Below are 22821 nucleotides of genomic sequence, written 5' to 3'. Positions count from 1 at the left end.
TCCTTTCGGGCCGCGAAGGGTGGGATCTCGGCTCTTTGGTGGTGGAAAGACTTCGAATGTGTGGAAGCCGGGAGCAAGCCCCTCGGCGAGAGGTTGATTGGAATTGAGTGTAAAACGATTGGCAGTTTTTGGCAATCGGTTGCCAAATTAAGGATTGACGACTGGTGCTGTCAACGGGATTTGGGGGTGCCGGTCGGAGAACTGACCCCGGCGAGTGCGCCCGTTCGGGCAGAGGCCCGGCCGCGCCAAGCCGCCTGAGGGTTTGGACGCAACCCCGCGGCGCTCACCCGCCATGCCCGGCAGCCCGCCGTCGTGATTCACGACGGCGGCGTGCCCGGCCTCAGCGGCGACCTCCCGCCCCAGCGGCGTTGCTTTGGGGCGCGCTATCTTGGGGCGCACTGCCCTGGGGTGCGTTGTCCTGGGGTGCACTGTCCTGGGGTGCGTTGTCCCGAGGTGCACGGTCCTGCCGGGCGCCGTCCCGAGACGTGTGGTCATGGGGTGCGCTGGACGCCAGGAGACTGGGGTCTTTTGGTTCGGCGCCAGGCTCCTCCGCCGCGCCGCCTGCCTCAGCGGTGCGACGCGCCTTGATTTCGTTGACGATCTCAGCGTGCATGGCGTCGGTGAGCTCGTACTTGGCCATGACCGCGATTGCCAGGACCACCATGATGGCCGGCAAGGCGCCAGCTGCGAACTGGATACCCATCACAGCCTCCGGAGTCTGGGCCGCTCCGGACTTGTAGCCACCCATGGCGAGGGCGTAAGCAGCGAGGGCGCCGCCGACGGCCTGCCCCGTCTTGCGGGTGAAGGAGAACAGGGCATAAGTGATGCCCTCGGTGCGGACGCCGGTCTTCCATTCGCCGTACTCCACAGTGTCGGCTTCAAGCGCCCACACCACGATGCTCACGGCCATCACGCCCAGCATGCTGACCAGCAGCCCGGAGAAACCGATCCAGGTCATACTCGCCGGAGTGAAGAAAATGATCGCCCCGCCAACTGCGCTCAAGGCACCGGCCGCAACGTAGACGGTCTTCTTGCCGAATGCGTGGACCAGGCGGGGCATGAAGGCGGCGAGGACGAACGTCATCACCAGCTGGACGATGGACATGACGGCGTACAGGTCCAAGCGGCCCAGGACATCGCGCAGGTAGTAGAGCTGCACGGAGGACAAGGCCATGTAGCCCGTGAGGAACAGGAACGAGCTCAGGCACAGCATAAGCAGCGGGCGGTTGGTCTTCAGGGTGTCCATGCTTTGCTTGAACGAAACCTTGGGAACCGAGCGGTGCACGCGCTCCTTGGCTGTGACGAACGTGAAGAAGTAGAGGGCCGCGCCGATCACCACGAAAACCAGCGTGATGGTGGTGAAGAGCCCTTGGAGGTTGGCGCCTGGCTTGATGAGCGGGGCCACGAAGATGCCCAAGCCTGAGCCGACCAACAGCGCGCCGACCATGCGGGCCGAGCCCAGCTTCGCGCGGTCGCCCGGATCCTGCGTCATGGCCCCTGCGAGTGAGCCGTAGGGAATGTTCACGAGGGAATACGCAAGGCCGAGCGCGGCATAGGTGACGTAAGCGTAGAGGAGGGTGCCCGTCTCGCCGATCTGCGGAACGGAGAACGTTGCGACGCTCAGAAGCAGCAGCGGGATGGAACCGAACATGATGAAGGGGCGGAACTTACCGAAGCGCTTGCTGTAGCTGCGGTCCACGAGGCGGCCCGCGAAGACATCGGCAAAGGCGTCGAACACCCGGACCACCAGCAGCAGCGTGCCTGCTGCCGCCGCCGAGATGCCGGCAACGTCGGTGTAGTAGACCAAGAGGAACATGGTGGCCGTGGTGAAGGCCAGGTTGTTGGCGGCATCACCGGCTCCGTAGCCGAGGATGCTGAGTTTGCTGAGCTTGTTCAATGCGGGCTCCTTTACCCATTGCGTCATTGCGTGCCGGGCGTCTCAACAGTCGTTGTGAGCCACTGGAGCTTTGGGCCCGGCCTGCAGCTGATGTAATTCTAGTCACGTTGGCAAAGGTTTGGCAATCGGTTGCCGCAAATTGCTTCAGCACGTTTCGGCCCGTTCCTGCTTGCCGGAGCCGGGCACCCACCTTGCGGGGCCCGCTTTGCGCCCCAAACCCACGAAATGCCCCGCAAAGCGGGCCACACAACGCAGAAAGGCCCAGGCAACCCGGGTTTACCGGCGGCCTGGGCCAATCAAAGGGCGAGATGAAGGTGCTTTGAGGGCTACGCGGCCGTCCCCGAGCCTGCCTCAGCGGACACGCCAGCGAAGCCCTCGCCGAGCTCGTGGACCAGCGCCACCACGTCCGCATCCCTGGCCAACTCGGCGTCGAGCAGCGCCAACAGCGCCGACGTTCGGGCTTGACCGGACAGGAGTGACGCTTGAGCTACGGCGTCCAACAGGGGGTCCTGCAAGCCAGATTGTACGGCCAGGAAGGCAGCCCACACCGCGATCATCCGGGCCGCGGCCTTCCCGGTTCGGCCGGCGGCTCGCTCCGCGCGAAGCACCGGGACGGCCCGCATCCGCAGCTTGGTGCTGCCATCGAGTGCGATTTGGGCGAGGTGGTGGGCGATCCGGGAGTTCCCGAAGCGCTCCAGCAAGGCAGCCCGGTATTCGGTGATGCGAAGTTCTTCTCCGGGGAGGTGCCGCGATGCTTCGTCCCAGAATTCCTCCACGGCGTCGCGGCATACGGGATCGGCCAAGGCTTCGGCCACGGTGGTGTGCCCGCGGAGTTGCCCGGCGTAGGCCAGGATCGAGTGTGCGCCGTTGAGGAGCCAGAGCTTGCGGTTCTCGTACGGCTCGATGTCGTCCACGAACACGGCTCCGGCGTCTTCCCAACGCGGTCGCCCGGCGGGGAAGGAGCCACTCAGCACCCAATTGTGGAAGGGCTCGGTGACCACAGGTGCCTCGTCCCGGTAGCCACACGCGGCAGCCACGGCGGAGATATCGGAAGCGGTAGTCCGCGGCGTGATCCGGTCCACCGAGGTGCTGACGAAGCTCACGTTCATGTCTATCCAAAGAGCAAGCGCAGCGTCGAACTCGCGAGCCAACGAGAGAACCCCGTTCCGGGCTACGTTTCCGTTGTCGGAGAGGTTGTCGCAACTGACGACGGCGAGCGGTCCGGCGTCGTTCGTCTTGCGGGCGGCGAGGCCCGCCACCAAGCGGCCCATCGGCGTCGTGGGTTCCCCTCCGGCGAGCAGGACGGGAAGGTCGTCGGCGCCCAGACCGTAAGCGGCTTCGGTGATGGTGAGGGTGACCACGGCGGTGGAGGGAGCGGCGAGCAATTCAACGAACCGGGCAACATCGGCCCCATCAACGGCCTCGACAATGCTGCCCACAACCTCGAAGGAGTCCCCGGAATCCGAACGTTCCACCACAGTGAACAGGCCATCCTGGGCAGCCAGGACCGTGGCGGCGTCCGGTCGTCTTCCAGTGAAGGAGGCGATGCCCCACTCCCCCGCATCCCCGGCATGCTGGGTGTACCAGGCCTGGTGGGAGCGGTGGAACGCCCCGAGGCCCAGGTGGACGATGCGGACGGGGGCGGCGGGATCGGTCCGGCGAAGCAGCCCGCTCACAGCTTGAACACCCTTCGCGGCGAGCCATCCACAATGTCGAGAATCAGCTCGTGCGCGCGGTCCTCGCTGACGCGGTGCTCAGCGACCAAGCGAGCAAGGAACGACGCTTCGATGCGGCGGGACGCGTCGTGCCGGGCCGGGATGGAGCAGAAAGCGCGGGTGTCGTCGATGAAGCCCGAGGAGCGCGAGAAACCGGCGGTCTCGGTGACGGCCGAGCGGAAGCGGAGCATGGCGTCCGGAGCATCGAGGAACCACCATGGCGCACCGAGGTACACGGATGGATAGAAGCCGGCAAGGGGCGCGAGTTCGCGGGAAAACACGGTCTCGTCCAGGGTGAACAGCACCAGGTGGAAGTCCTTGGCCGTGCCGAAGTCCTGCAGCAGCGGGCGGATTGCCTCGGTGTAGTTAATGGCAAACGGGATATCGTGGCCGGTGTCAGCGCCGAACGACTCAAACGTGGGACCGTGATGGTTGCGGTACGAGCCCGGGTGGATGGTCATCACCAGGCCGTCTTCCACGGACATGCGCGCCATTTGGTACATCATGTGCGCCTCGAACGCGTCCCGGTCCGCGGGCGTGGCCTTGCCGGCGCGTGCCTTCTCGAACAGGGCCTCCGCTTCGGCGGCATCGAGCTTCAGGGTGGCGGGCGTGCGGACGCCATGGTCAGCGGACACCGCGCCATGCTCAACGAAGTAACGACGGCGGTTTTCCAGGGCGGCGATGTAGCCGGCGTAGCCAGTGCCGCCGTCGGCCGCGGTTTCGATCAACCGCTCCACGTTCGCAGCCCACGTGGGGTGCGCGACGTTGAGGTAGGCATCAGGGCGGAACGTGGGCAGGACGCGGCCGTTGAACGTGGGATCCTCGGTGAGCGCCTTATGGCTCGCGAGGTTGCCCAGGGGATCATCCGTGGTGGCCAGGACCTCGATGTTGAAGTCCTTGAACAACTGCCGGGGACGGAAATCCGGCTCCACGAGCTTCGCTGAAATGGCGTCGTAGCTGGCATCGGCGGACATCCCGGAGAGGTCCGCGCCGAGCCTGAACACCTGCTCGAACTGGGTGCGGAGCCAGTAGCCGGACGCCGTGCCCTCGAAAAGTGGCCAAGCCTCGACGAACCGGCGCCAGACTTCACGTGAGCCCTGGGTTTCACTGGCGTGAAGCTGATCCATGGGCACACCGTCGGCGTGGATCAAGCGGGTGACGTAGTGGTCCGGGCTGACCAGCAACGCTGCGGGATCCGGGAACGGCGTGTTCTGCTCGATGACTGCGGCGTCAACGTGGCCGTGCGGGGAGATGATGGGCAGGTCCTGGACGCGCTCCAGCAAGGACCGCGCGATGCTGCGCGTCCCGGGATCTGCGGGCAGGAGCCGGTCAGGGTGGGCTGCAAGGGACTGTGACATAGATCAATCTTCGGGTTCACGTTGCCATTTTGTCAACCGGTTGCCAAAAATTGCCAAGTCGTTGCACTGGGCAATGCAACGAGGAGTAAGGGCTAGCTGAGCAGCCGGCCGCTGGAGCCCCGGACCACGAGCTCAGTCTCGACGCTGACGGCCCGGGCCGGCGCCTCGTGCCCCAGCAACAGGTCCAGGAGGATGGTGACGGCCCGGGTACCGCATTCCCGCAACGGTGAACGCACGGTGGTTAGTGCGGGGGTGGTGAAATCCGCCCCGAAAATGTCGTCGAACCCAACAATGCTGATCTGGTCGGGAACCTGCATCCCGCCCGCCTGCAACTCCTGCATCAAGCCGATGGCAATGAGGTCGTTGTAGGTGATGACTGCGGTGGCCCCGCTGTCCAGCACGTCGCGCGCAACCTGCCTGCCGCCGTCGACCGTTGGTTTGCTCGACTCCAAGCGGACGGCAGTCAGTTTGGACCATTCCGCTGCGGCCTTAACGCCCTCCCAACGGCGGGCCGTCATCCAGGATTGCGGCGGACCGGCAACGTAGGCAAGCTGCTCATGACCGTTCGCGGCGAGGCTCCGCACCGCCTCGCTGATGCCCTTGTTGACGTCCGGGACCACGCAGGGCACGCCGTCGATGTCCCGGTTCACCACGACGACGGGCTTGTCACCGGCCAGCGAGCGGATGTTGTCGTCGTCCATCCGGGGGCTGGCAAGGATGAGCCCGTCGACGGTAGCGAGCAGCCGCCGGGCCGCCGTGACTTCGGTTTCGGGCGACTCGGACGACTCCGCGAGGACAAGCGTGTAATCCCGGGCCGCGCCCGTGGTCTCGGCGCCACGGATGATGTCGAAGAACGTGGGGTTGGTGATGTCCGCGACGATCAGGCCGATGGTCTGCGTCCGGCCCGTCGGCAGCGCCCGGGCGAAGGGGTTCACCTGGTAGTTCAACTGCTCGGCCGCGTCCTCGATGATCTTCTGCGTCTTGGCGCTGACCCGGCCCGGCTTGCTGAGGGCGCGGGAAACCGTGGAGGGGTTCACTCCCGCAAGCTTGGCGATGTCGTAGATGGTGGGCGAGGACTTCTCTCCCCGGCCGCGCTTGGAGGGTGCAGTGGAGGTTCCGGCGTTCGTCGCTTCAGTCACGGCACCATCGTAGTGCCGTATGGCAACAAAAAGCTGGACGGTTGCCAAAATGCTCTCTCACCTACCGCCCCTTTCACGCCGACGCTCTCTCACGGATTCCCCCATTAGGGCCGACGCTCTCTCACGGATTCCCCCATTAAGACCGACGCTCTCTCACTTTCGTGGGGAAAGTGAGAGAGCGCCGACCGTGAAGGGGGATTCGGTGAGAGAGCGTCGGGAGGGGGTGGGTTAGGCGCGTTCGGGGAACTTGCCTTCTTCGGCGACGCGCTTGTTAAGTTCCTGCAGGAACTCGTCCTCGTCGAAGTCCAGGGATACTTCCTTGCCGGTCCAGCTGGAGAGGTGGATGGCGTTGGCCAGGCGGACGCCGTTGATGCCGTCGGAACCCGGAGCGAGCAGCGGAGTTCCGTCCAGGATGTTCGCGGCGAAGTTCTCCAGGACACCTGCGTGCTGGCCGCCCCAGACGGACTCGAACTCGATGACCTCGGTGGAGTAGAGCTCCTCGCGGTTCAGCTGGCCCATGAAGAGCTTGCGGACATCGTCCATGCCCATGGAATCGCTGATCTCCCGTTCAGGCTTGACCAGGCGCGTGACGGTGGCGGTCTTGCTGTCTTCCACCACGATCTTGCCCTGGTCGCCCAGGATTTCGAACCTGTCGGTTCCCACGATGTCGTGGGTGGCGGTCACGAAAACGCCCGTGGCGCCGTCGCCATAATCCACGACGGCGGTGACCTCGTCTTCGACGGCGATGTCACGGCGGAAGCCGTACGCCACCTTCGAGTACACCGACTTGGGAACGCCACAGATCCACTGCCACAGGTCCAGCTGGTGCGGTGCCTGGTTCACCAGGACGCCGCCGCCCTCGCCACCCCAGGTGGCACGCCATTCACTGGAGTTGTAGTAGCCCTGCGGACGCCACCAGTTGGTGATGATCCAGTTGGTGCGGCGGATGCTGCCGATCTCGCCGCCGTCGACGATTTCCTTCAACTTCTTGTACAGCGGATTGTTGCGCTGGTTGAACATGATCCCGAAGGTCAGTTCCGGCTTGGTGGCGGCGAACTCGTTGAGTTCCTTGACCTGTTTGGTGTAGACGCCGGCAGGCTTCTCCACGAGGGCGTGGATGTCCCGCTTCAGGGACTCAATGCCCATTTCGGGGTGGAGGTAGTGCGGAACGCACGTGACCACGGCATCCACCGAACCGCTTTCCAGCAGGGCGATGTAGTCGTCAAAGAACGGTGTTTCCGGGTAAAGGGAAGCCGCGAGTTCCTTCTTGGCCGGATCGGTGTCGCAGATGGCGCCGATTTCCATGTTCGGGACCATGCCGTCCTTGATGAACTTGGCGTAGGCGCCGCCCTGCTGGCCCAGGCCGATGATGCCGAGGCGTACTTTCTTGCTCATGAAATCAATCTCCGTCAGTTGAAGAATTAGAAAAGGTCGCCGTGGCCCATGGCCACCAGGTTGTCGTGTGAGGTCTGGAGGGCGTCCCACACCGTGCGGCCGTAGAGTTCGTCCTGCTCCACCAGGAGGTACTGCGCCCCGGCCTCGACGGCGGCGGGCACGATAGACGGGAAGTCGAGATTGCCTTCACCCACCTCGGCGAACTGGACCACGTTCTTGAACTCGGCCATGAACCCGGCAAAATCGCCCTGCTCCAGAAGCGCGAAGGACGACTCGGGCATCTGCCCGATCCGGTAGTCCTTCAGGTGCACCATGGCAGTCTTTCCGGCGTACTTTTGCAGGGTCCGGACCGGGTCCAGACCGCCGCGCTGGACCCAGTGCACGTCGATTTCCATGCCCATGGCGGGCGAATTGTCGGCAATGACGTCCAGCATGTACTTGCCATCGAACTTCGCGAACTCCACGTGGTGGTTGTGGTAGTACAGGCTGATTCCGTGCTCCTGCAGGCGCTCGGCATACCCGTTGGCCGTCTTGGCGAAGTCCACCACGGCTTCCAAAGACTTCATGGCGGGGAAGGGCAGCATGCCGATGCGCAGCAGGGTGGAGTCCAGGCGCTTGGCGTCATCCACGATCTTGTCGAAGTTCTCGGCCAGGGACTCCACAGGGAAGCCCTTGCGGCCTTCCACCGCTACGGACAAAGCAGCAATGTCCATGCCCAGTTCCGTCCGGGCACGCTCCAATTCGTCCACGTTCTCCGGGGTCATGGGGATCTGGGAGACCTCCACCGCGTTGTAGCCGATTGCGCTGACCTTGCGCAGGGTCTCGAACGCTCCCACTTCGGCGAAGCTCTCCTTGAGCATCATCGCCTGTACGCCTATCTTGGCCACTGTTTTCCTCCGTGGTTCCGGCCCGCTAAGGCCCTCTTGATGTGCTGGCAAGGCGCGGCAATTACGCCGCGGCGCCAGCCTGTTCGGTCTGTTGGCGCTGCTGCTCGAGCAAGCGGTGCCTGTCGGCCCTGCGTTGTTCCTGGCGGTCCGGATCAGGCACCGGCGAAGCCAACAACAGCCGCTGTGTATAGGGATGTTCGGGGTCGCGGGTGACGGTTTCCGCAGGTCCCTGCTCCACGATTTCTCCGCGGTACATGACGGCGACTCGGTGGCTGATGTGCCGCACCACGTCGAGGTCGTGGGAAACGAACAGATAGGAGACCCCGGTGTCCTTCTGGATCTGCAGGAACAGATCCAGGACGCGGGCCTGCGTGGACAGGTCCAGGGCGCTGACGGGTTCGTCGCACACGATCAGTTTGGGAGAGAGCGCCAGGGCCCTGGCAATTGCCACACGCTGCCGCTGGCCTCCACTGAACTCCCGCGGGAGCCGGTGGATCGCGTCCGACGGCAGTCCCACCTGGTCGAGCAGCTCGCGCACGCGCTTCTTCGCTTCAGCCGCTGCCATGCCCTGCACGCCAAGCGGCTCGGCCAGGATGTCGCCGATTTCCAAGGCCGGGTTCAGCGAGGTGTAGGGGTCCTGGAAGACCACCTGCAGGTCCCTGCTCAGCGTGCGCCGCTCCTTGCGGGAGGCGTTGCTGATGTCGTTGCCTTCGAAAATGACTTTCCCGGCCGTGACCGGAGCCAGGCCAAGCACGGCCCGGCCAAGGGTGGTCTTGCCCGATCCGGACTCCCCCACCAGCCCCAGGGTTTCACCTTGGCCGATGGTGATGTTGATGTCCGTCAGCGCCCGGAACGGCTTGGCGCGGAACCTCTTGCTGGGGTACTCCACCACCAGGTTTTCCACGGACAGCAGCGGGGCTTCCTGCCCTGGATTCTGGGAAGCAGTCATGCCACCGGCTCCTTCTCTGCTACGCGGCCCGTACCGGAATCTGCGTGGGAAACGGGCCCCTCCGGCGGGGAGACAAGCATGGTCATGGGCGTCTTACCTTCAAGCATGGACCCCAGCAGGGTCTGCGTGTACTTCTCTTTCGGGTTCCGGAGGATGTCCCGGACGGTCCCTTCCTCCACGAGCCGGCCGTTCTGCATCACGGCCACCCGGTCGCAGAGGTCGGCGACAACGCCGAAGTTGTGGGTCACCAGGATGACGCCAATGTTCAGCCGCTGCTGCAGCTCGCGCAGCAGGTCCAGCACGTCGGCCTGCACGGTAACGTCCAGGGCTGTGGTGGGCTCATCGGCGATCACCAGGTCCGGTTCGCAGCTGATCGCTCCTGCGATCAGCACCCGCTGGGCCATACCGCCGGAAACTTCGTGCGGGTAGGCGGCGAACGTCCGCTCCGGGTTGACGATTCCCACGTCGGTCAGCAGCTTGAGCGCCCGGGTCCGGGCCTCCGCCTTGGAGATGCCCAGGACGCGGACCATGGGCGTGACCAGTTGGTACCCGATGGTGAACGCGGGGTCCAGGTTGCTCATGGGTTCCTGCGGAATGTAGGAGATCCGCTTGCCGCGCAGCTTGGACAACCGTTCCTGGCTGACGCGGTCCTCGCCCGGGGCCACGGTGTAGTTGCCGTCGAACTGGATGGAACCGGCCACGATCCGGGCGTTGTCCGGCAGCAGGCCCAGGATGGAGAATGCGGTCTGCGACTTGCCCGAACCGGACTCCCCCACGATGCCCAGGATCTCGCCGCGGTCCACGTGGAAGGACACATCGTCCACCACCTTCTTGATGGAACCATCCGCCTGCGGGTACCCGACGCCGAGGTTGGTCACCTTGACCAGGTGGTGCTCGGTTCCAAGCTCGACGGCGGCAACCGACTTACGCGACGGGCGCGCCTTGGCGGGTTCCGCCGTCGTGCTGGCGCCGGCTGTGCCCGAAGCAGGGGTGCGCTTCTTGCGGTGCTTGATCTTTTCGCCGTCTTCCAGGGCATCGCGGATGGCGTTGCCCAGCAGGACGAGTCCGCCGATGGTCAAAGCCATGGCGAGGGCCGGCCAGAGGAGGAGCGTGGGCGTCAGGTAGACGTTCTTGAAGCCCTCGGAGAGCATGACGCCCCACGTTGCCTTAGTGGGATCGCCGAGGCCCAGGAATTCCAGGCCGGACTGGATGGCGATGGCCACACCGGCGATCGCGGCGGTCTGGATGATGATCGGTGCGCGGACCACGGAGAAGATGTGGCGGGCAACAATCCGGACGTCGGAGAGGCCTGAAACCCGGGCCGCGTCGACGTACAACTCATTGCGCACCGACTGGACGGCAGCCCTGGTGAGCCTGAAATAGGACGGGCTGATCAGGATGCCGAAAGCGATCATGGAGATCCACACGGACGGGCCGAACGCTGCACGGATGGTGAGCAGGACGATCAGGCCGGGCAGGCTCATGAGGATGCTGACCACCCAGTTGGATACGGCCTCGAACTTGCCGGCGTAGTACCCGGCGATGAGTCCTGCCGGGAGGCCGATGGCGATGGCCACGCCTGCACAGAGCAAGGCCGAAAGCAGGGTCAGCTGGGCGCCGAAGAGCAACCGGCTCCACGTGTCCCGCCCTGCGCTGTCCGTTCCCAGGATGTTGGTGGAGTCCGGGGCCGCCAGGGTCTTGCTGATGTTGGCGAAGTTCTCTTCGAACGGAGCCAGCACAGGGGCGAAGATGGCCAGCAACGCGATGGTTGTCAGGATGACGAGGGCAGCGATGCCCAGGGGGTTCTTGATGAGCCGGCGCATCACGGTGGAACGGACCACGGTGCCGCTTTGGCCTGTTGCGGGGTTGGCCGCAAGGTCTGCTGTTGAATTTATGGAATCGCTCATGACACACGCACTTTCGGGTTGAGCCAACCATTGAGGATGTCCACCAAGAGGTTCACCACGATGACCACCACCACGGTGTACATCACCACTCCCATGACTACGGGAAGGTCAGTCTGGCCAGTGGCCGCAACTGCGAGCGGACCCATGCCCGGAAGGGCGAAGATCTGCTCGATGATCACCACGCCGCCCAGCATGCCGATCAGCTGGAGACTCAGGACCGTCAAGCCGGCGGGGGCGGCACTGCGCAGGACGTGCTTGAACAGGATCTCCCGCTCGCCGATGCCACGGCTGCGGAGGGTGCGGACGTAGTCGCGTTCGAGCTGCTTGATGACGGCACTGCGGATCTGCTGGGCACCGCCGGTCACGCCGTTGATCAGGAGGGCGATGACCGGCAAGGTCATCGAGACGATCCACGCTTCAGGCCCTACCTCAGGCGAGATGGTGCTGGTAGCGGGGAACATGCCCAGCTGGATGGCCAGGATGGTAACCAGGAACACGCCGATCACATACCCCGGAATGGAGTCGCCAATGATCGCGCCAATCTGGACCACCCTGTCCACCCAGCCGCGCTTTACGGCTGCCGCAACACCAATCAGTGCTGCGCAGAGGGCGATCAGGATCATTGCGGCGAAAACCATGGTCATGGTCACGGGGATCCGCGTGGCCAGGGAGTTGGCCACCGGCTCGGACGTGAACCACGAGGCTCCGAGGTTTCCGCTCAAGGCATCGCCCAACCAGGCGAAATAGCGAACGAAGAGGGGCTGGTCGAGTCCCAGTTCGTGTTCCTTAGCGGCGACTTGTTCAGGGGTTGCCTGGTCGCCCAGGATGTTTTGCGCAATGCTTCCGCTGGCTGTGTACAGCAGGGTAAAGGTGAGCACCGAGACGACGAACAGCACCACCACCCCGCTGCCCAGCCTTTTCGCAATGAACTTGATCATGGGGTCCTACTTGGCAGGCGAGTAGTTGTAGATGGACGGAACGGCCTGCTGGGCCTGGGGAACCACGTTCACCTTGTCGTTGTGGTAGTACATCTGGTTCACACGGAACAGCGGGGCGAACCAGGCCTGCTCAACTACGTACTTGTTGACTTCCTTGGCCTTGTCGCCAGCTGCGTCACCGGCGGTGCGTACAGCCTGGATCTTCTCCTCAAGCTCAGGAGTAGTGGACTTGAACGGGTTGTACAGGGCCTTCGTGGAAACGATCTGGTCGATCGCAACCGTGGGCTCGCCCTGGAAGAGGTTGAAGAACAGTGCCTGGTACTTCTGGGCTGCAACGTCCGCGGTGAAGGTGTTGGTGATGGCGGCGCCCGGGTTCAGCGTGATGCCCACATCGGCCAGCTGCTGCTTGAGCACGGAGATCAGGGTTTCAGCGCCCGGAAGGGTAGGAACGTCGAGGCTGACCTTGCCCTCGAAGCCGGACTCCTTCAGGAGCTGCTTGGCCTTGGCAGGATCGTAGCTGTAGTAGTTCTCCAACTCTTCGCTCCAGGCACCACTGTCCTTGCCGAACGGCTGGGAGGTGGGCGTGCCCTGGCCGAGCATCACCTGGTCCAGGATGGTCTTGCGGTCGAAGGCGTAGTTAATGGCCTGGCGGACCTTGACGTTGCCCAGAGCAGGATTCTTGGTGCCGTCGCGGTCCAGGAGAAGGAGGCCGGACCAGTCAACCTGGTTGGTTTCGAGCTTCATCTTGGCGCCCTCGGCCTGCTTGCCGTTCTTGGGGTCAAGGAGCGTGGCATCGATCTGGCCGGAGACCAGCGCGTTGGTGCGGGCCGTCGGATCAAGCAGGACCTTGAGCGTCAGCTTCTTGTACTTCTGGAGGTCCTTGTTCCAGTAGCCTTCACGGGCAGTGAAGACCGTCTGGGAATCCTTGACGGAGGCTGCCTTGTCCATCACGTACGGGCCGGAGCCGACGGGGACGGTCTTGATGGCGTCGGTGCCCAAGGCCTTGGGGCTGCCCATCAGGCCGGCGGCCTGGCTGAGGAAGAACTCCAGGGCGGGTTCGGGAGCGGTGAGGTTGATGTCGATGGTGTCCGCGTCAACCACGGCAACGTCGGATACCGAGCTGAGCTGGGCCATCTGGGGACCGTTGGCCTTCTTGAAGTGGTCCAGGTTGGCCTTGGCCGCTTCGGCGTCAAACTTGGCGCCGTCGCTGAAGGTGACGTCCGTGCGGAGGTCCACGGTGAGCTTGGTGTTGGTGTCGTTGTACTTCCACGCGGTGGCCAGCATGGGGCTCAGCTTGCCGTCCGGTTCGCGAAGGATCAGCGAGTCGTACGCCGCCTGGTAGGGCTGCAGCGCGTGGCCAACGTGGGCCTGGGCCGGGTCCCACGAGGTAAGGTCGCGGAGGGTTCCCAACGTGAGTGCCGTGACGGTGGTTCCGCCGGCGTTCGAACCGGCGCCGGCTCCACCGCCGCCACAGGCCGTGAGCGCGAGAGAGGCACTCAGTACAAGGGCAGCTGCTGCCGCCTTGGGACCTAACTTCATTGTCGGCTCCTAAAGAGTCTTGCCTGATGCGAACGGGATCGGATCAGAGCTTAGAAGGTGTGGCCTGGGCCACATATTTCTGGGGTGTGGGATTTACAGTACGGTCTTTGGCTGCTTTTGGCAACCGATTGTCAAAAGTTTCTAAAGTTGTTGCCAAGCTGCTTTCTGGAGTCAGTGCGCGAACACCCAAGTAGGTCGCAGTTGTGCGCGTTTTGACGGGGCTCATAACGTGCACAACTGCGACCTACTTGGGTGCGTCAGGCGGAAGGTCAGCCCACCCGGTCCAGCATGTCCGGGTAGCTCTGGGCATAGACGTCCTTCACGATCCGCAGCGACTTGGCCGCCTCGGCAGGGCTGATCCAGAACGGCTCCGGATGGTGGAGCTTGGCGTAGAAGTCCCGGATCAGCAGCTCATGGGAAACACCCCAATAAGCCCGGCCTCCGGACTCCAGGGTGCGCTCGGGAATCACGTCCACCCTGCCGTCGGCGTACGTGACGGTCAGCTCGCCCCGGAGGCTAAGGGTGGCGTTCTCCGTAACGATGTCCAGCGTCACGGGTGCGTTCACGGCATTGGCCAGCGTTGCGAAGAAGACGCTGCGCGCCCCGTTCTCATGCTCAGCCACGAACTCGGTGGTGTCCTCCACCTCGATCACGCCGGCAAGCGCCCGGGTGGAGGCATGGCCTTCAACTTTCGCCACGTCACCCACCAGCCATTGCAGCAGGTCCACGGTGTGGATGGCCTGGTTCATCATCAGCCCGCCACCACCTCCGGCCCACGTGCCACGCCACGGCCGGTCGCGGTAGTAGTCACCCGTACGGTGCCACATCACAGTGGCCGACGCTCCCAGCACCTGGCCCAGCGTGCCGCCGTCGAGCAGTTCCCGCATGGCTTGCGACGTCGCGTTGTAGCGGTTCTGGAAGCAGACGGCGATCTTCGCCGTGCTCCGCTCCGCCACCTCGATGAGGCGCCGCCCCTCTTCGAGAGTGTGCGCCAGCGGCTTCTCGACGATGACACCCACCCCGGCTTCAAGGCAGTCGGCGGCTATTGAGGCGTGGAGGTGGTGTGGCGTGCAGATATGTACGACGTCGGGACGCACCTTTTCGAGCAGGTCGAGGTGGCTCGCGTACCCGGGGACGCCGTGGGCAGCTGCCGCCGCTTCCAGACGTTCGGGATTGGTATCGCAGACCGCAACCAATTCGGCATCAGCCATGGTTGCCAGCGCCGCTAAATGGACACTCGATACGTCACCACAACCGATGACGGCCGCTGTTGGCATGTTCCTGCTCCTTCGAAGGAATGGGTTGGTTTTGGGCCGCCCTGGTGTGCGCGGCGGTGTTATGTGCCGTGCACACCAGGGGCCCAGGTTGGCGGACGCCACGGCTAGCGAATGCGCCGGGTGCCGGACGCCCTGGCATCAGGCCAGGCTGACGCCGTTCTTGGCGGCGAGCCCGGCAAACGCCCGGGCAGCAACACCGAATGCCACCGGTCCGGAGAACCCTCCGAGCTCGTGGGCCTGGGCGAGGTGGGGTTCAAGCGAGGCAAAACCGGAGAAGCCATCTGCTGCCAGCGCGGCGATGGTCTCGTCCAATTCGCCGTCACCTTCGCCGGAAGGTACAACCTCGCCCGTGGACGCCAGGGCATCCTTCACCTGGAAGTACTCGAGGTACGGGCGCAGGATGGCATAGCCCTGGGTATAGGGCTTGACGCCCACCTGGACGAAGTTGGCGTTGTCCCAGGCAACCCGGAGCGCCGGCGAGTTCACGGCTTCCATGATGTCCAGGACACGCTCCGGGGTATCTCCGTAGATACCCTTTTCGTTTTCGTGGAGGAGCACAATGCCCTCGCTTGCAGCTTCCGCGGCCAGCGCTGCCATACGTTCGATCACGGCGTCGCGGATGTCTTGCTGGCTCTGGCCCTCAGCACGGTAGAAGGAGAAGATCCGGACGTACTTGGTGTCCAGGCCCTTGGCCACGGAGATGATCTGCCGGAGCCGTTCCACCTCGTGCTCAACGGGCAGGCTGACGTCCACTTTTCCGATCGGGCTGGCCACCGCCGAAACTTTCAGGCCCTTTTCGTCGAGGATCGCCTTGAGGCGCTCGACGTCGGCCGGCTGCAGTTCCGAGACGTTGGTCCCCCAGGCGCTGCGCACCTCGATATGGCTCGCTCCGAGCGCGAGCAGCACGGCGGCCTGGATGGCGGGGTCGGGGTCTACTTCATCGCCGAAACCTGACAGGCTCCACACGGCGCTGGGTTGAGTCACAAATTCTCCTTGATGGGGCGGCACCCAAGCTCAGGGCTGGTGCGCGGTGATGCAGTTCACAGCGGGTCTTGTCCGTTTGAGTCTAGCTAGCTTGGCACGCCATTGACAACCGATTGCCAAAAGTTTGCAAGTGTGGCACGGTTGATCCACACTGTGGCAGCGGTCACAGCAGGATTCCACGCTCACGGAATCCTTTTGTTCAGAGAGGAACGCCCATGGCGACGCCACCCGTGGCAGCAGACCGTCCTGCCACCATCCATGACATTGCCGCGCTGTGCGGCGTCGCAGCGTCAACCGTCTCACGGGCCCTGACCAATCCCGACCGCGTGAATGTCCGCACCCGGCAGCGGATCCAGGCTGCCGCCGTCGAACTTAACTACACGCCGAACTCCCAGGCGAAGGCACTGAGTTCCGGGAAGACCGGGGCCGTGGGTGTCCTGGTCCCGGACATCACCAACCCGTTCTACTTCGACCTCATCCGCGGGACGCAGCTCCAGCTCAAAGCCGCCGGCTACACGCAGCTCCTGGTGGACACCGAGGAGTCGGACGAGGTTGAGGCCAGCACCCTGGAGCAACTCCGGAAAAGCGCCGACGGGGTAATTGTTGCCGCGTCCAGGCTCAATGACTCCGCTCTTTCCGACGCGGCGCTGCGGATGCCCATGGTCACCGTCAACAGGGACGTGGACGGTGTGCCGGCAGTCATCATCGATACGCCGTCGGCCATGACGCAGGCGCTGGACCACCTCATCTCGCTGGGGCACACGTCCGTGGCCTACCTTTCCGGCCCCGTCGTCTCCCAATCAGGCTCCCGCCGCTGGGCCGTCCTGTCCGCAGCCGCGGAGGACCGCGGGATCGACATGCGCCTCCTTGGCCCGTTCGCCCCGAAGACCCAATCCGGGGCAGCGGCCGCAGACGCCACCGTCCACAGCGGCGTTACCGCGTGCATTGTCTTCAATGACCTCATCGCCATCGGGATGCTGCAACGCCTGCGCGAACGGGGTATCCGCGTGCCGGAAGACATGAGCATCGTGGGCTGCGACGACATCTTCGGTGCCGACTTCTGCAACCCGCCACTGACCACGTTGAGCTCGCCGATTGAACAGGCCGGCCGAGTGGCGGTGTCCATGCTTTTGGCCCAGCTCAATCCCCTGGCCGGCGGCGGCAGCCGGAGCCGTTCGGTCATGCCCACGCATCTCACCGTCCGAGGCTCCACCGGGGCTGCACCCAACTAAGTCGCAGTTCGCGCCGCTCCCAGCGCTGGGAACGACCTGATCTGCGACTTAGTTGGGCCGCGCGGGGCAATATGGTTGAGCGGTCACAACAGCGCTGGCTAGTGTTGAACACATGCGCGAACTCCAGGCCAAGATCATTGAGGAAATGGGCGTCCAGCCCCGGATCAATCCTGCAGAGGAGGTTCGCAAACGGGTTGCCTTCCTGAAGGAATACTTGAAGGCCACGGGCACCAAGGGCTTCGTGCTCGGCATTTCCGGCGGCATCGATTCGTCGCTGGCAGGCCGGCTTGCCCAGTTGGCCGTCGAGGAGCTTGAAGCCGCGGGCGTTGACGCCAACTTTGTTGCCGTCCGACTCCCCTACGGCGTCCAGCACGACGAGGACGACGCCCAGGCCGCGCTCGACTTCATCAAGGCCAAGACCGAGTGGACCTTCAACATCTCCCAGGCCGTGGACGGCTTCGAGGAAGAGTTCGAGAAGACCACCGGTGCCGCGATCTCCGACTTCCACAAGGGCAACACCAAGGCCCGCGCCCGCATGATCGCCCAGTACGCCCTGGCCGGCGAACACAATTACCTGGTGATCGGCACCGACCACGGCGCCGAGTCAGTGACGGGCTTTTTCACCAAGTTCGGCGACGGCGGCGCGGATATCCTCCCGCTGTTCGGCCTCAACAAGCGCCAGAACCGCGAACTCCTGGCTGAACTGGGCGCCCCCTCCCGCGTGTGGGAAAAGGTCCCCACTGCCGACCTCCTGGACGGCAAGCCCGGCCGGACCGACGAGGACGAGCTCGGCATCACTTACGACCAGATCGACGATTATCTGGAGGGTCGCGACATCGCCGAGGACGCAGCCGAGCTCATTGAGCAGAAGTACCTCCGGACCCGCCACAAGCGGACCGTCCCGGTCACGATCTTCGATACCTGGTGGAAATAGCCCTCGCCCGGGCGCACTAATCGGCTCGCTGACTGCCGATCGACCACCGGCCGAAGCGCTGCCTTAATCACGACGGCGGGTGCGGACTTCACGCGAAGTCCGCACCCGCCGTCGGGCTTTAACAGCGCTCTTTCACCAAACACCCCCTTCCCGCCGAACCCTCTCCCACCAAACACCCCCTTCCCGCAAACCCTTTCCCACCAAACACCCCCTCCCGCCGAACCTTCTCTCACCAAACACCCCCTCCCCGCCGAGCCCTCTCCCACCAAACACCCCCTTCCCGCCGAACCCTCTCCCAACGCCCCTTGACGACACGATAGTTACCGATATATCGTTAACTATCGCCGATACTCGATCGGTGGTACCTATCGAAAGGACGATGCTGTTATGAAAGGCATCCACGAACACCACGAAAATTCCTTCCCCGAGCATGGCGCCGACTCCCACGGACGCGGCCGATTCAACCGAGGGAAGGGCCGGCGCGGCCCGGGCGGCCACGGCGGAGGCGGTTTTGGTCCGGGCTTCGGTCCCGGCTTTGGACCAGGCTTCGGACCCGGCGGGTTCGGCCCACGGGGCTTCGGCCCGGGTGGTCCGCGTCGCAACCGCGGCGACGTCCGGGCAGCAATTCTGTCGCTCCTGGCAGAGGCTCCCTCGAACGGCTACGGACTGATCAAGACCATTGCCGAAAAGACCTCCGGGGCCTGGCGTCCCAGCCCCGGCTCGGTCTACCCCACGCTGCAGCAGTTGGTCGATGAAGGGCTGATCGTCGCCGTCGGCGAGGGTCGTCGCACCGAATTCACCCTTACAGAAGACGGCCGCGCGTACATCGCCGAGCACGAGGAAGAACTGTCCAACGCCTGGAACACGGAGGCCGACTCCACTGGCGCAGCCTTCCACCAGAGCGTTGGAAAGCTCATGGGCGTCATCCACCAGTTCCGTTCCGCCGCCACCGACGAGCAGCGCCAGGCCGCCATCGAAAAGCTCGACGAGACACGTCGTGCGCTCTACCTGATCCTGGCTGACTAGTTCCGAATTCATCCCCTTGACCTTGACGTAACGTCAACCTCTACTGTCGAAGAACAAGCACAGGACGGAGGACGGATGGACTGGTCAATCCAGGAAATCGCCAAGATGGCAGGCACAACCAGTCGCACGCTGCGTCACTACGACGACATCGGGCTGCTGAAGCCAAGCCGGACCGCCCACAATGGCTACCGCTATTACGACGGTCCGGCACTGGTTCAGCTCCAGCGCATCCTGCTCCTGCGGGAGCTCGGGCTGGGCTTGCCGGCGATATCGGACGTTCTTTCCCGGGAGACGGACACCGTCAAAGCCCTGAGCGGCCATCTGGAATGGCTGGGACAGGAACGGGACCGGCTCGCACGGCAGATCGCGTCCGTGCAGCAAACCATTGCGACATTGACAGGGGATGGAAAGTACATGGCACAGGACATGTTTGACGGCTTCGACCACACTCAGTACAAGGACGAGGTGGAGGAGCGATGGGGCAAGGACGCCTACGCCGCGAGTGACGCGTGGTGGCAGGGAATGAGCTCCGAAGAAAAGCAGGCTTGGAAAGACAGGGCCCAGAAGCTGGGCAGCGACTGGATCGCCGCCGCTGGTTCGGGCGTTGCTCCGGACAGTGCCGAGGCGCAGGATCTCGCACGGCGGCACGTCGAATGGCTGCGAGGTATCCCGGGAACGCCCTCGGCTGCACCCGGCGGTGACGTGAAGGGCTACGTCATAGGGCTGGGTGAGATGTACGTTGCCGATCCGCGCTTTGCGGCCAACTACGGTGGGGAAGCCGGAGCCGCGTTCGTACGGGACGCGCTCCGGGTCTACGCGGAGGCGAATCTGTAGAGCCCCGCGCTGAACCGGGACCCGGACACTGCAGTAGCATCACTTTCATGCCGAGCACGGTTCCTGCATCCCACGCTTCCTGGGGGCGATGCTACTTCGCGTTTCAATCCATGGCCGGTTTGGCTTGGTGGATCTTGGTCTTCGGGTCCATCTGGGTTCGGGATACCACCCTGGGAGGGCTGGATCCGGTACTCGTCGCCATCTTCGACGTGCCGCTGTTCGTCATCGCCTCTGCCGCGGCAGCGCTGGGAAGCCGGGTAGCCGTGAAGGTGACGGCTGGCTGGACCGTGACTGTCGCCGTCGTACTTGCCCTGTACGCGACCATCACGACGCAAGCTGGGTGGGGCGTCCTTCTCATGGGAGCCGCCAGCGCGGGGTCGCTGGTGGCCGCGTGTCTCATGATCTTTGGGCGTGTTCCAACAGAGTGGATCCTCAAAGGGCCGTTCGCGTTCCGCGCCGCCGGCGAGCGGGTCACCGCGGTGCCCCACGTGGCCAGCACCATGCTGCAACTGCTGTTCTTTTGGGGGTTGTTCCTTGGCTTGATCCCCTGGATTCTGGCTTTTCTGGAACAGCGGTGGGGTGTTACGGCCGGGCTTCCAGCATGGGTAGGGGCAGTCGGGGCGTCGGTGTTCCTTTTGGGGAGTGCGCTCGGTGTGTCCTCTGCCATCACGATGTCGACGCTCGGGCGCGGGACTCCGCTGCCCTCGGCGATGCCTAACCGCTTGGTGATTGCCGGACCGTACCGATGGGTGCGAAACCCCATGGCCGTAGCGGGGATCGGGCAGGGAGTGGCGGTTGGCCTGATGCTGGGCTCGTGGATGGTAATAACCTACGCGGCGGCGGGATCCCTGGTGTGGAACTATGCCGTACGTCCCCTTGAGGAGGCCGATCTGGAGGGACGGTTCGGGGAAGACTTCCGTCGCTACCGGGCCAACGTCCAGTGCTGGATTCCGAGGCTGCGCGCGCAGTCCGGATCTCCCCTGTAGTTCCTGTAACAATCCGCGGCAAATCACAATCTTGTAATTTCGATACTAGAATCCCCGAGGGCGTCCAGCCACAGGCGCTTTTTATCGGCCGTCGACTCACGGTCCGATGTTCGAAATGGGGATTTTTCTTGTCTAATCACACACCGCCCGGAACGGGTTCATTCCGGCTGCCCACCTCCACCGTTTGCGTGGGCATTGTTGCTTTGCTTTTCCTGGTGATCAGCGCTGTTGCCTCGGGCTTCGGTGGAGTGCTCATCATGTTGGGGCTTTTTGCCCTGGTGACCGGTATCTATGTCGCCGTCACGGGTCGGCGTTCCTGGGCGTTGATCCCCGGTGGTCGTCGTTCCGGGGCAATCGTGCTGACCGGCGCATTGGTCCTGTTCGTCGTGGGGGCTACCCTGAGCCCGGCCAAGCCCAAGGAGAACCTTGAGGCATCACAGGCTGCTGCCGAAGCCCAGAAGTTGGTGGAACCCAGCTCCTCCGCCAGCGCTACTCCGTCTCCAACGGCCTCGGAATCTGATTCGGTCGCGCCACTGGACCCGGAGACCACCACTGAACTCGCTGCCAGCGCCACTTACAAGGCTCCGCATGCCCAGCCCGCCTACGCTTCCAAAGCCCTCGACGTCCTGGCAACCCTCGCCATCAAGGGTCGTGCCCCGAAGACGGGCTACGACCGCGCACAGTTTGGCCAAGCATGGGCTGACGTTGACCGCAACGGATGCGATACCCGCAATGACATACTGAAGCGTGACCTCACCCAGGTGGCTTACACCAACAGCGTCCCCTGCAAAATCCAGAGTGGGATGCTCGCGGACCCCTATACCGCCAAGTCCATCGCCTTCCGTCGGGGTGCAGCCACCAGCACCGCCGTGCAAATCGACCACGTGGTAGCACTCAGCGACGCTTGGCAAAAGGGAGCCCAGCAACTCAGCCTCGAGCAACGCACCGCGCTGGCGAACGATCCCTTGAACCTGCAGGCCACGGACGGTCCCACCAACCAGCAGAAGGGCGACGGCGACGCCGCCACCTGGCTGCCGCCGAGCAAGTCGTTCCGCTGTGAATACGTCGCGCGGCAGATTTCCGTGAAGGCCACCTACAGCCTCTGGGTAACGCAGGCGGAGCACGATGCCATGGCCCGGATCCTTGCGGATTGCCCGAACCAGGCTGCGCCAACCAACGAAAAGGCCCCAGCACCTGCGCCCACGCCGACTCCGGCAACTGTTCCCGCGACGGTAGCTGAGCCCGCACCCGCAGCCCCTGCACCGGCGGCGGTTCCAGCACCGGTTGTGGTTCCTGCGCCCGCCCCGGCGCCTGCACCGGCACCGGCTGTGGTTCCTGCGCCCGCCCCGGCTGCGGCTTACTACGCCAATTGCGCGGCCGCGAAAGCGGCTGGTGCCGCGCCGCTGTACGCCGGGCAGCCCGGATACCGTGCAGCACTCGACAGGGACAAGGACGGCGTCGCGTGTGAGTAACGGGTTGTCACCGGGTTAGCCAAGAATGATGTCTCCGCAGGGTCCTGCGGGGGCATCATTTTTTGTTGGACATGTGCCTGTTGGGACGGTTTCCACCCTGGTTTTCCACCCACGGTTTTGCCGCCTTGCACAAAATGGCCGGAATCCCCTGCGCAGCAGAGCCCAAGTCCGGAGCAGCCGCTACAAACGGTCGGTCACTATTTACGCACGCGTCGCGGCACCTGCTCTGGCGTCTTCCCGACTGAAGAAACCGTGACTGTCAATGGCCATTGGTTTCTGCCCACGGGCGGCCAGTTGATGTGCCCGCTGGTGGCCAGTAAAACTGCCCGGTGATGGCCAACAGATCTGCCCA

General features: G+C 64.1%; 18 protein-coding genes. 6 read left to right on the top strand and 12 right to left on the bottom strand.

The genetic code is table 11. The annotated features are described in order from the left end of the window. Positions 1 to 340 precede the first annotated feature (340 nt). From uidB to ACH488_RS20140, 12 genes are all read right to left on the bottom strand, one after another. Positions 341 to 1897 carry a glucuronide transporter gene (gene uidB / locus ACH488_RS20195; RefSeq protein WP_397326353.1) on the bottom strand — a complete coding sequence of 519 codons (1557 nt, stop codon included), beginning with the start codon at positions 1895 to 1897 and terminating at the stop codon, positions 341 to 343. A 326-nt stretch (positions 1898 to 2223) separates the two neighbouring features. Further along, positions 2224 to 3573, bottom strand: coding sequence for a mannitol dehydrogenase family protein (locus ACH488_RS20190; RefSeq protein WP_397326352.1), 1350 nt, complete (start codon positions 3571 to 3573; stop codon positions 2224 to 2226). Then, positions 3570 to 4970: a glucuronate isomerase gene (gene uxaC / locus ACH488_RS20185; protein ID WP_397326351.1), complete on the bottom strand. Its 1401-nt coding sequence runs from the start codon at positions 4968 to 4970 to the stop codon at positions 3570 to 3572. Before uxaC ends, ACH488_RS20190 begins: the two co-directional genes overlap by 4 nt. 92 nt (positions 4971 to 5062) lie before the next feature. Next, positions 5063 to 6109 carry a LacI family DNA-binding transcriptional regulator gene (locus tag ACH488_RS20180; RefSeq protein ID WP_397326350.1) on the bottom strand — a complete coding sequence of 349 codons (1047 nt, stop codon included), beginning with the start codon at positions 6107 to 6109 and terminating at the stop codon, positions 5063 to 5065. 228 nt (positions 6110 to 6337) lie between these two features. Next, entirely contained in the window at positions 6338 to 7504 is a 1167-nt protein-coding gene (locus ACH488_RS20175; RefSeq protein ID WP_397326348.1) for a Gfo/Idh/MocA family protein, read from the bottom strand. 26 nt (positions 7505 to 7530) lie between these two features. Then, entirely contained in the window at positions 7531 to 8391 is an 861-nt protein-coding gene (locus tag ACH488_RS20170) for a sugar phosphate isomerase/epimerase family protein (RefSeq protein WP_397326347.1), read from the bottom strand. Positions 8392 to 8452: 61 nt separating this feature from the next. Beyond that, positions 8453 to 9340, bottom strand: a complete 888-nt coding sequence (locus ACH488_RS20165; RefSeq protein WP_397326346.1) for an ATP-binding cassette domain-containing protein — start codon at positions 9338 to 9340, stop codon at positions 8453 to 8455. Further along, positions 9337 to 11247 carry a dipeptide/oligopeptide/nickel ABC transporter permease/ATP-binding protein gene (locus ACH488_RS20160; protein ID WP_397326345.1) on the bottom strand — a complete coding sequence of 637 codons (1911 nt, stop codon included), beginning with the start codon at positions 11245 to 11247 and terminating at the stop codon, positions 9337 to 9339. The genes ACH488_RS20165 and ACH488_RS20160 overlap by 4 nt, the downstream gene beginning before the upstream one ends. Beyond that, entirely contained in the window at positions 11244 to 12185 is a 942-nt protein-coding gene (locus ACH488_RS20155) for an ABC transporter permease (protein WP_397326344.1), read from the bottom strand. The genes ACH488_RS20160 and ACH488_RS20155 overlap by 4 nt, the downstream gene beginning before the upstream one ends. Before the next feature lie 6 nt (positions 12186 to 12191). Next, positions 12192 to 13724, bottom strand: coding sequence for an ABC transporter substrate-binding protein (locus ACH488_RS20150; RefSeq protein WP_397326343.1), 1533 nt, complete (start codon positions 13722 to 13724; stop codon positions 12192 to 12194). A gap of 269 nt (positions 13725 to 13993) precedes the next feature. Next, complete coding sequence (locus tag ACH488_RS20145; RefSeq protein ID WP_397326342.1) at positions 13994 to 15001, bottom strand: Gfo/Idh/MocA family protein; 1008 nt, start codon at positions 14999 to 15001, stop codon at positions 13994 to 13996. 138 nt (positions 15002 to 15139) lie between these two features. Next, positions 15140 to 15985: a sugar phosphate isomerase/epimerase family protein gene (locus tag ACH488_RS20140; protein WP_397326341.1), complete on the bottom strand. Its 846-nt coding sequence runs from the start codon at positions 15983 to 15985 to the stop codon at positions 15140 to 15142. A 215-nt stretch (positions 15986 to 16200) separates the two neighbouring features. Here ACH488_RS20140 and ACH488_RS20135 point away from each other — a divergent pair, with 215 nt between their 5' ends. The 6 genes from ACH488_RS20135 to ACH488_RS20110 all read left to right on the top strand — a co-directional run bounded on the left by ACH488_RS20135 (position 16201) and on the right by ACH488_RS20110 (position 22469). Next, a complete protein-coding gene (locus tag ACH488_RS20135; RefSeq protein ID WP_397326340.1) occupies positions 16201 to 17217 on the top strand; it encodes a LacI family DNA-binding transcriptional regulator in 1017 nt (338 codons plus the stop codon). Positions 17218 to 17329: 112 nt separating this feature from the next. Continuing rightward, the gene (nadE, locus tag ACH488_RS20130; RefSeq protein ID WP_397326339.1) at positions 17330 to 18151 is read left to right on the top strand and encodes an ammonia-dependent NAD(+) synthetase; all 822 of its coding nucleotides are present in this window, start codon (positions 17330 to 17332) and stop codon (positions 18149 to 18151) included. Between the two features lie 387 nt (positions 18152 to 18538). Further along, the gene (locus tag ACH488_RS20125) at positions 18539 to 19177 is read left to right on the top strand and encodes a PadR family transcriptional regulator (RefSeq protein WP_397326338.1); all 639 of its coding nucleotides are present in this window, start codon (positions 18539 to 18541) and stop codon (positions 19175 to 19177) included. Between the two features lie 75 nt (positions 19178 to 19252). Further along, entirely contained in the window at positions 19253 to 20011 is a 759-nt protein-coding gene (locus ACH488_RS20120) for a MerR family transcriptional regulator (RefSeq protein ID WP_397326337.1), read from the top strand. A 47-nt stretch (positions 20012 to 20058) separates the two neighbouring features. After that, the gene (locus tag ACH488_RS20115) at positions 20059 to 20997 is read left to right on the top strand and encodes a methyltransferase family protein (RefSeq protein ID WP_397326336.1); all 939 of its coding nucleotides are present in this window, start codon (positions 20059 to 20061) and stop codon (positions 20995 to 20997) included. A 128-nt stretch (positions 20998 to 21125) separates the two neighbouring features. Then, on the top strand, positions 21126 to 22469 hold the full coding sequence (locus tag ACH488_RS20110; RefSeq protein WP_397326335.1) for a DUF1524 domain-containing protein: 1344 nt from the start codon (positions 21126 to 21128) through the stop codon (positions 22467 to 22469). Positions 22470 to 22821: the final 352 nt, after the last annotated feature.

Source organism: Paenarthrobacter sp. NPDC018779, assembly GCF_044391085.1.
Lineage (GTDB): Bacteria > Actinomycetota > Actinomycetes > Actinomycetales > Micrococcaceae > Arthrobacter.
Note: the sequence above shows the minus strand (reverse complement) of the source record. Positions and strands in the feature narration are given on the sequence as shown.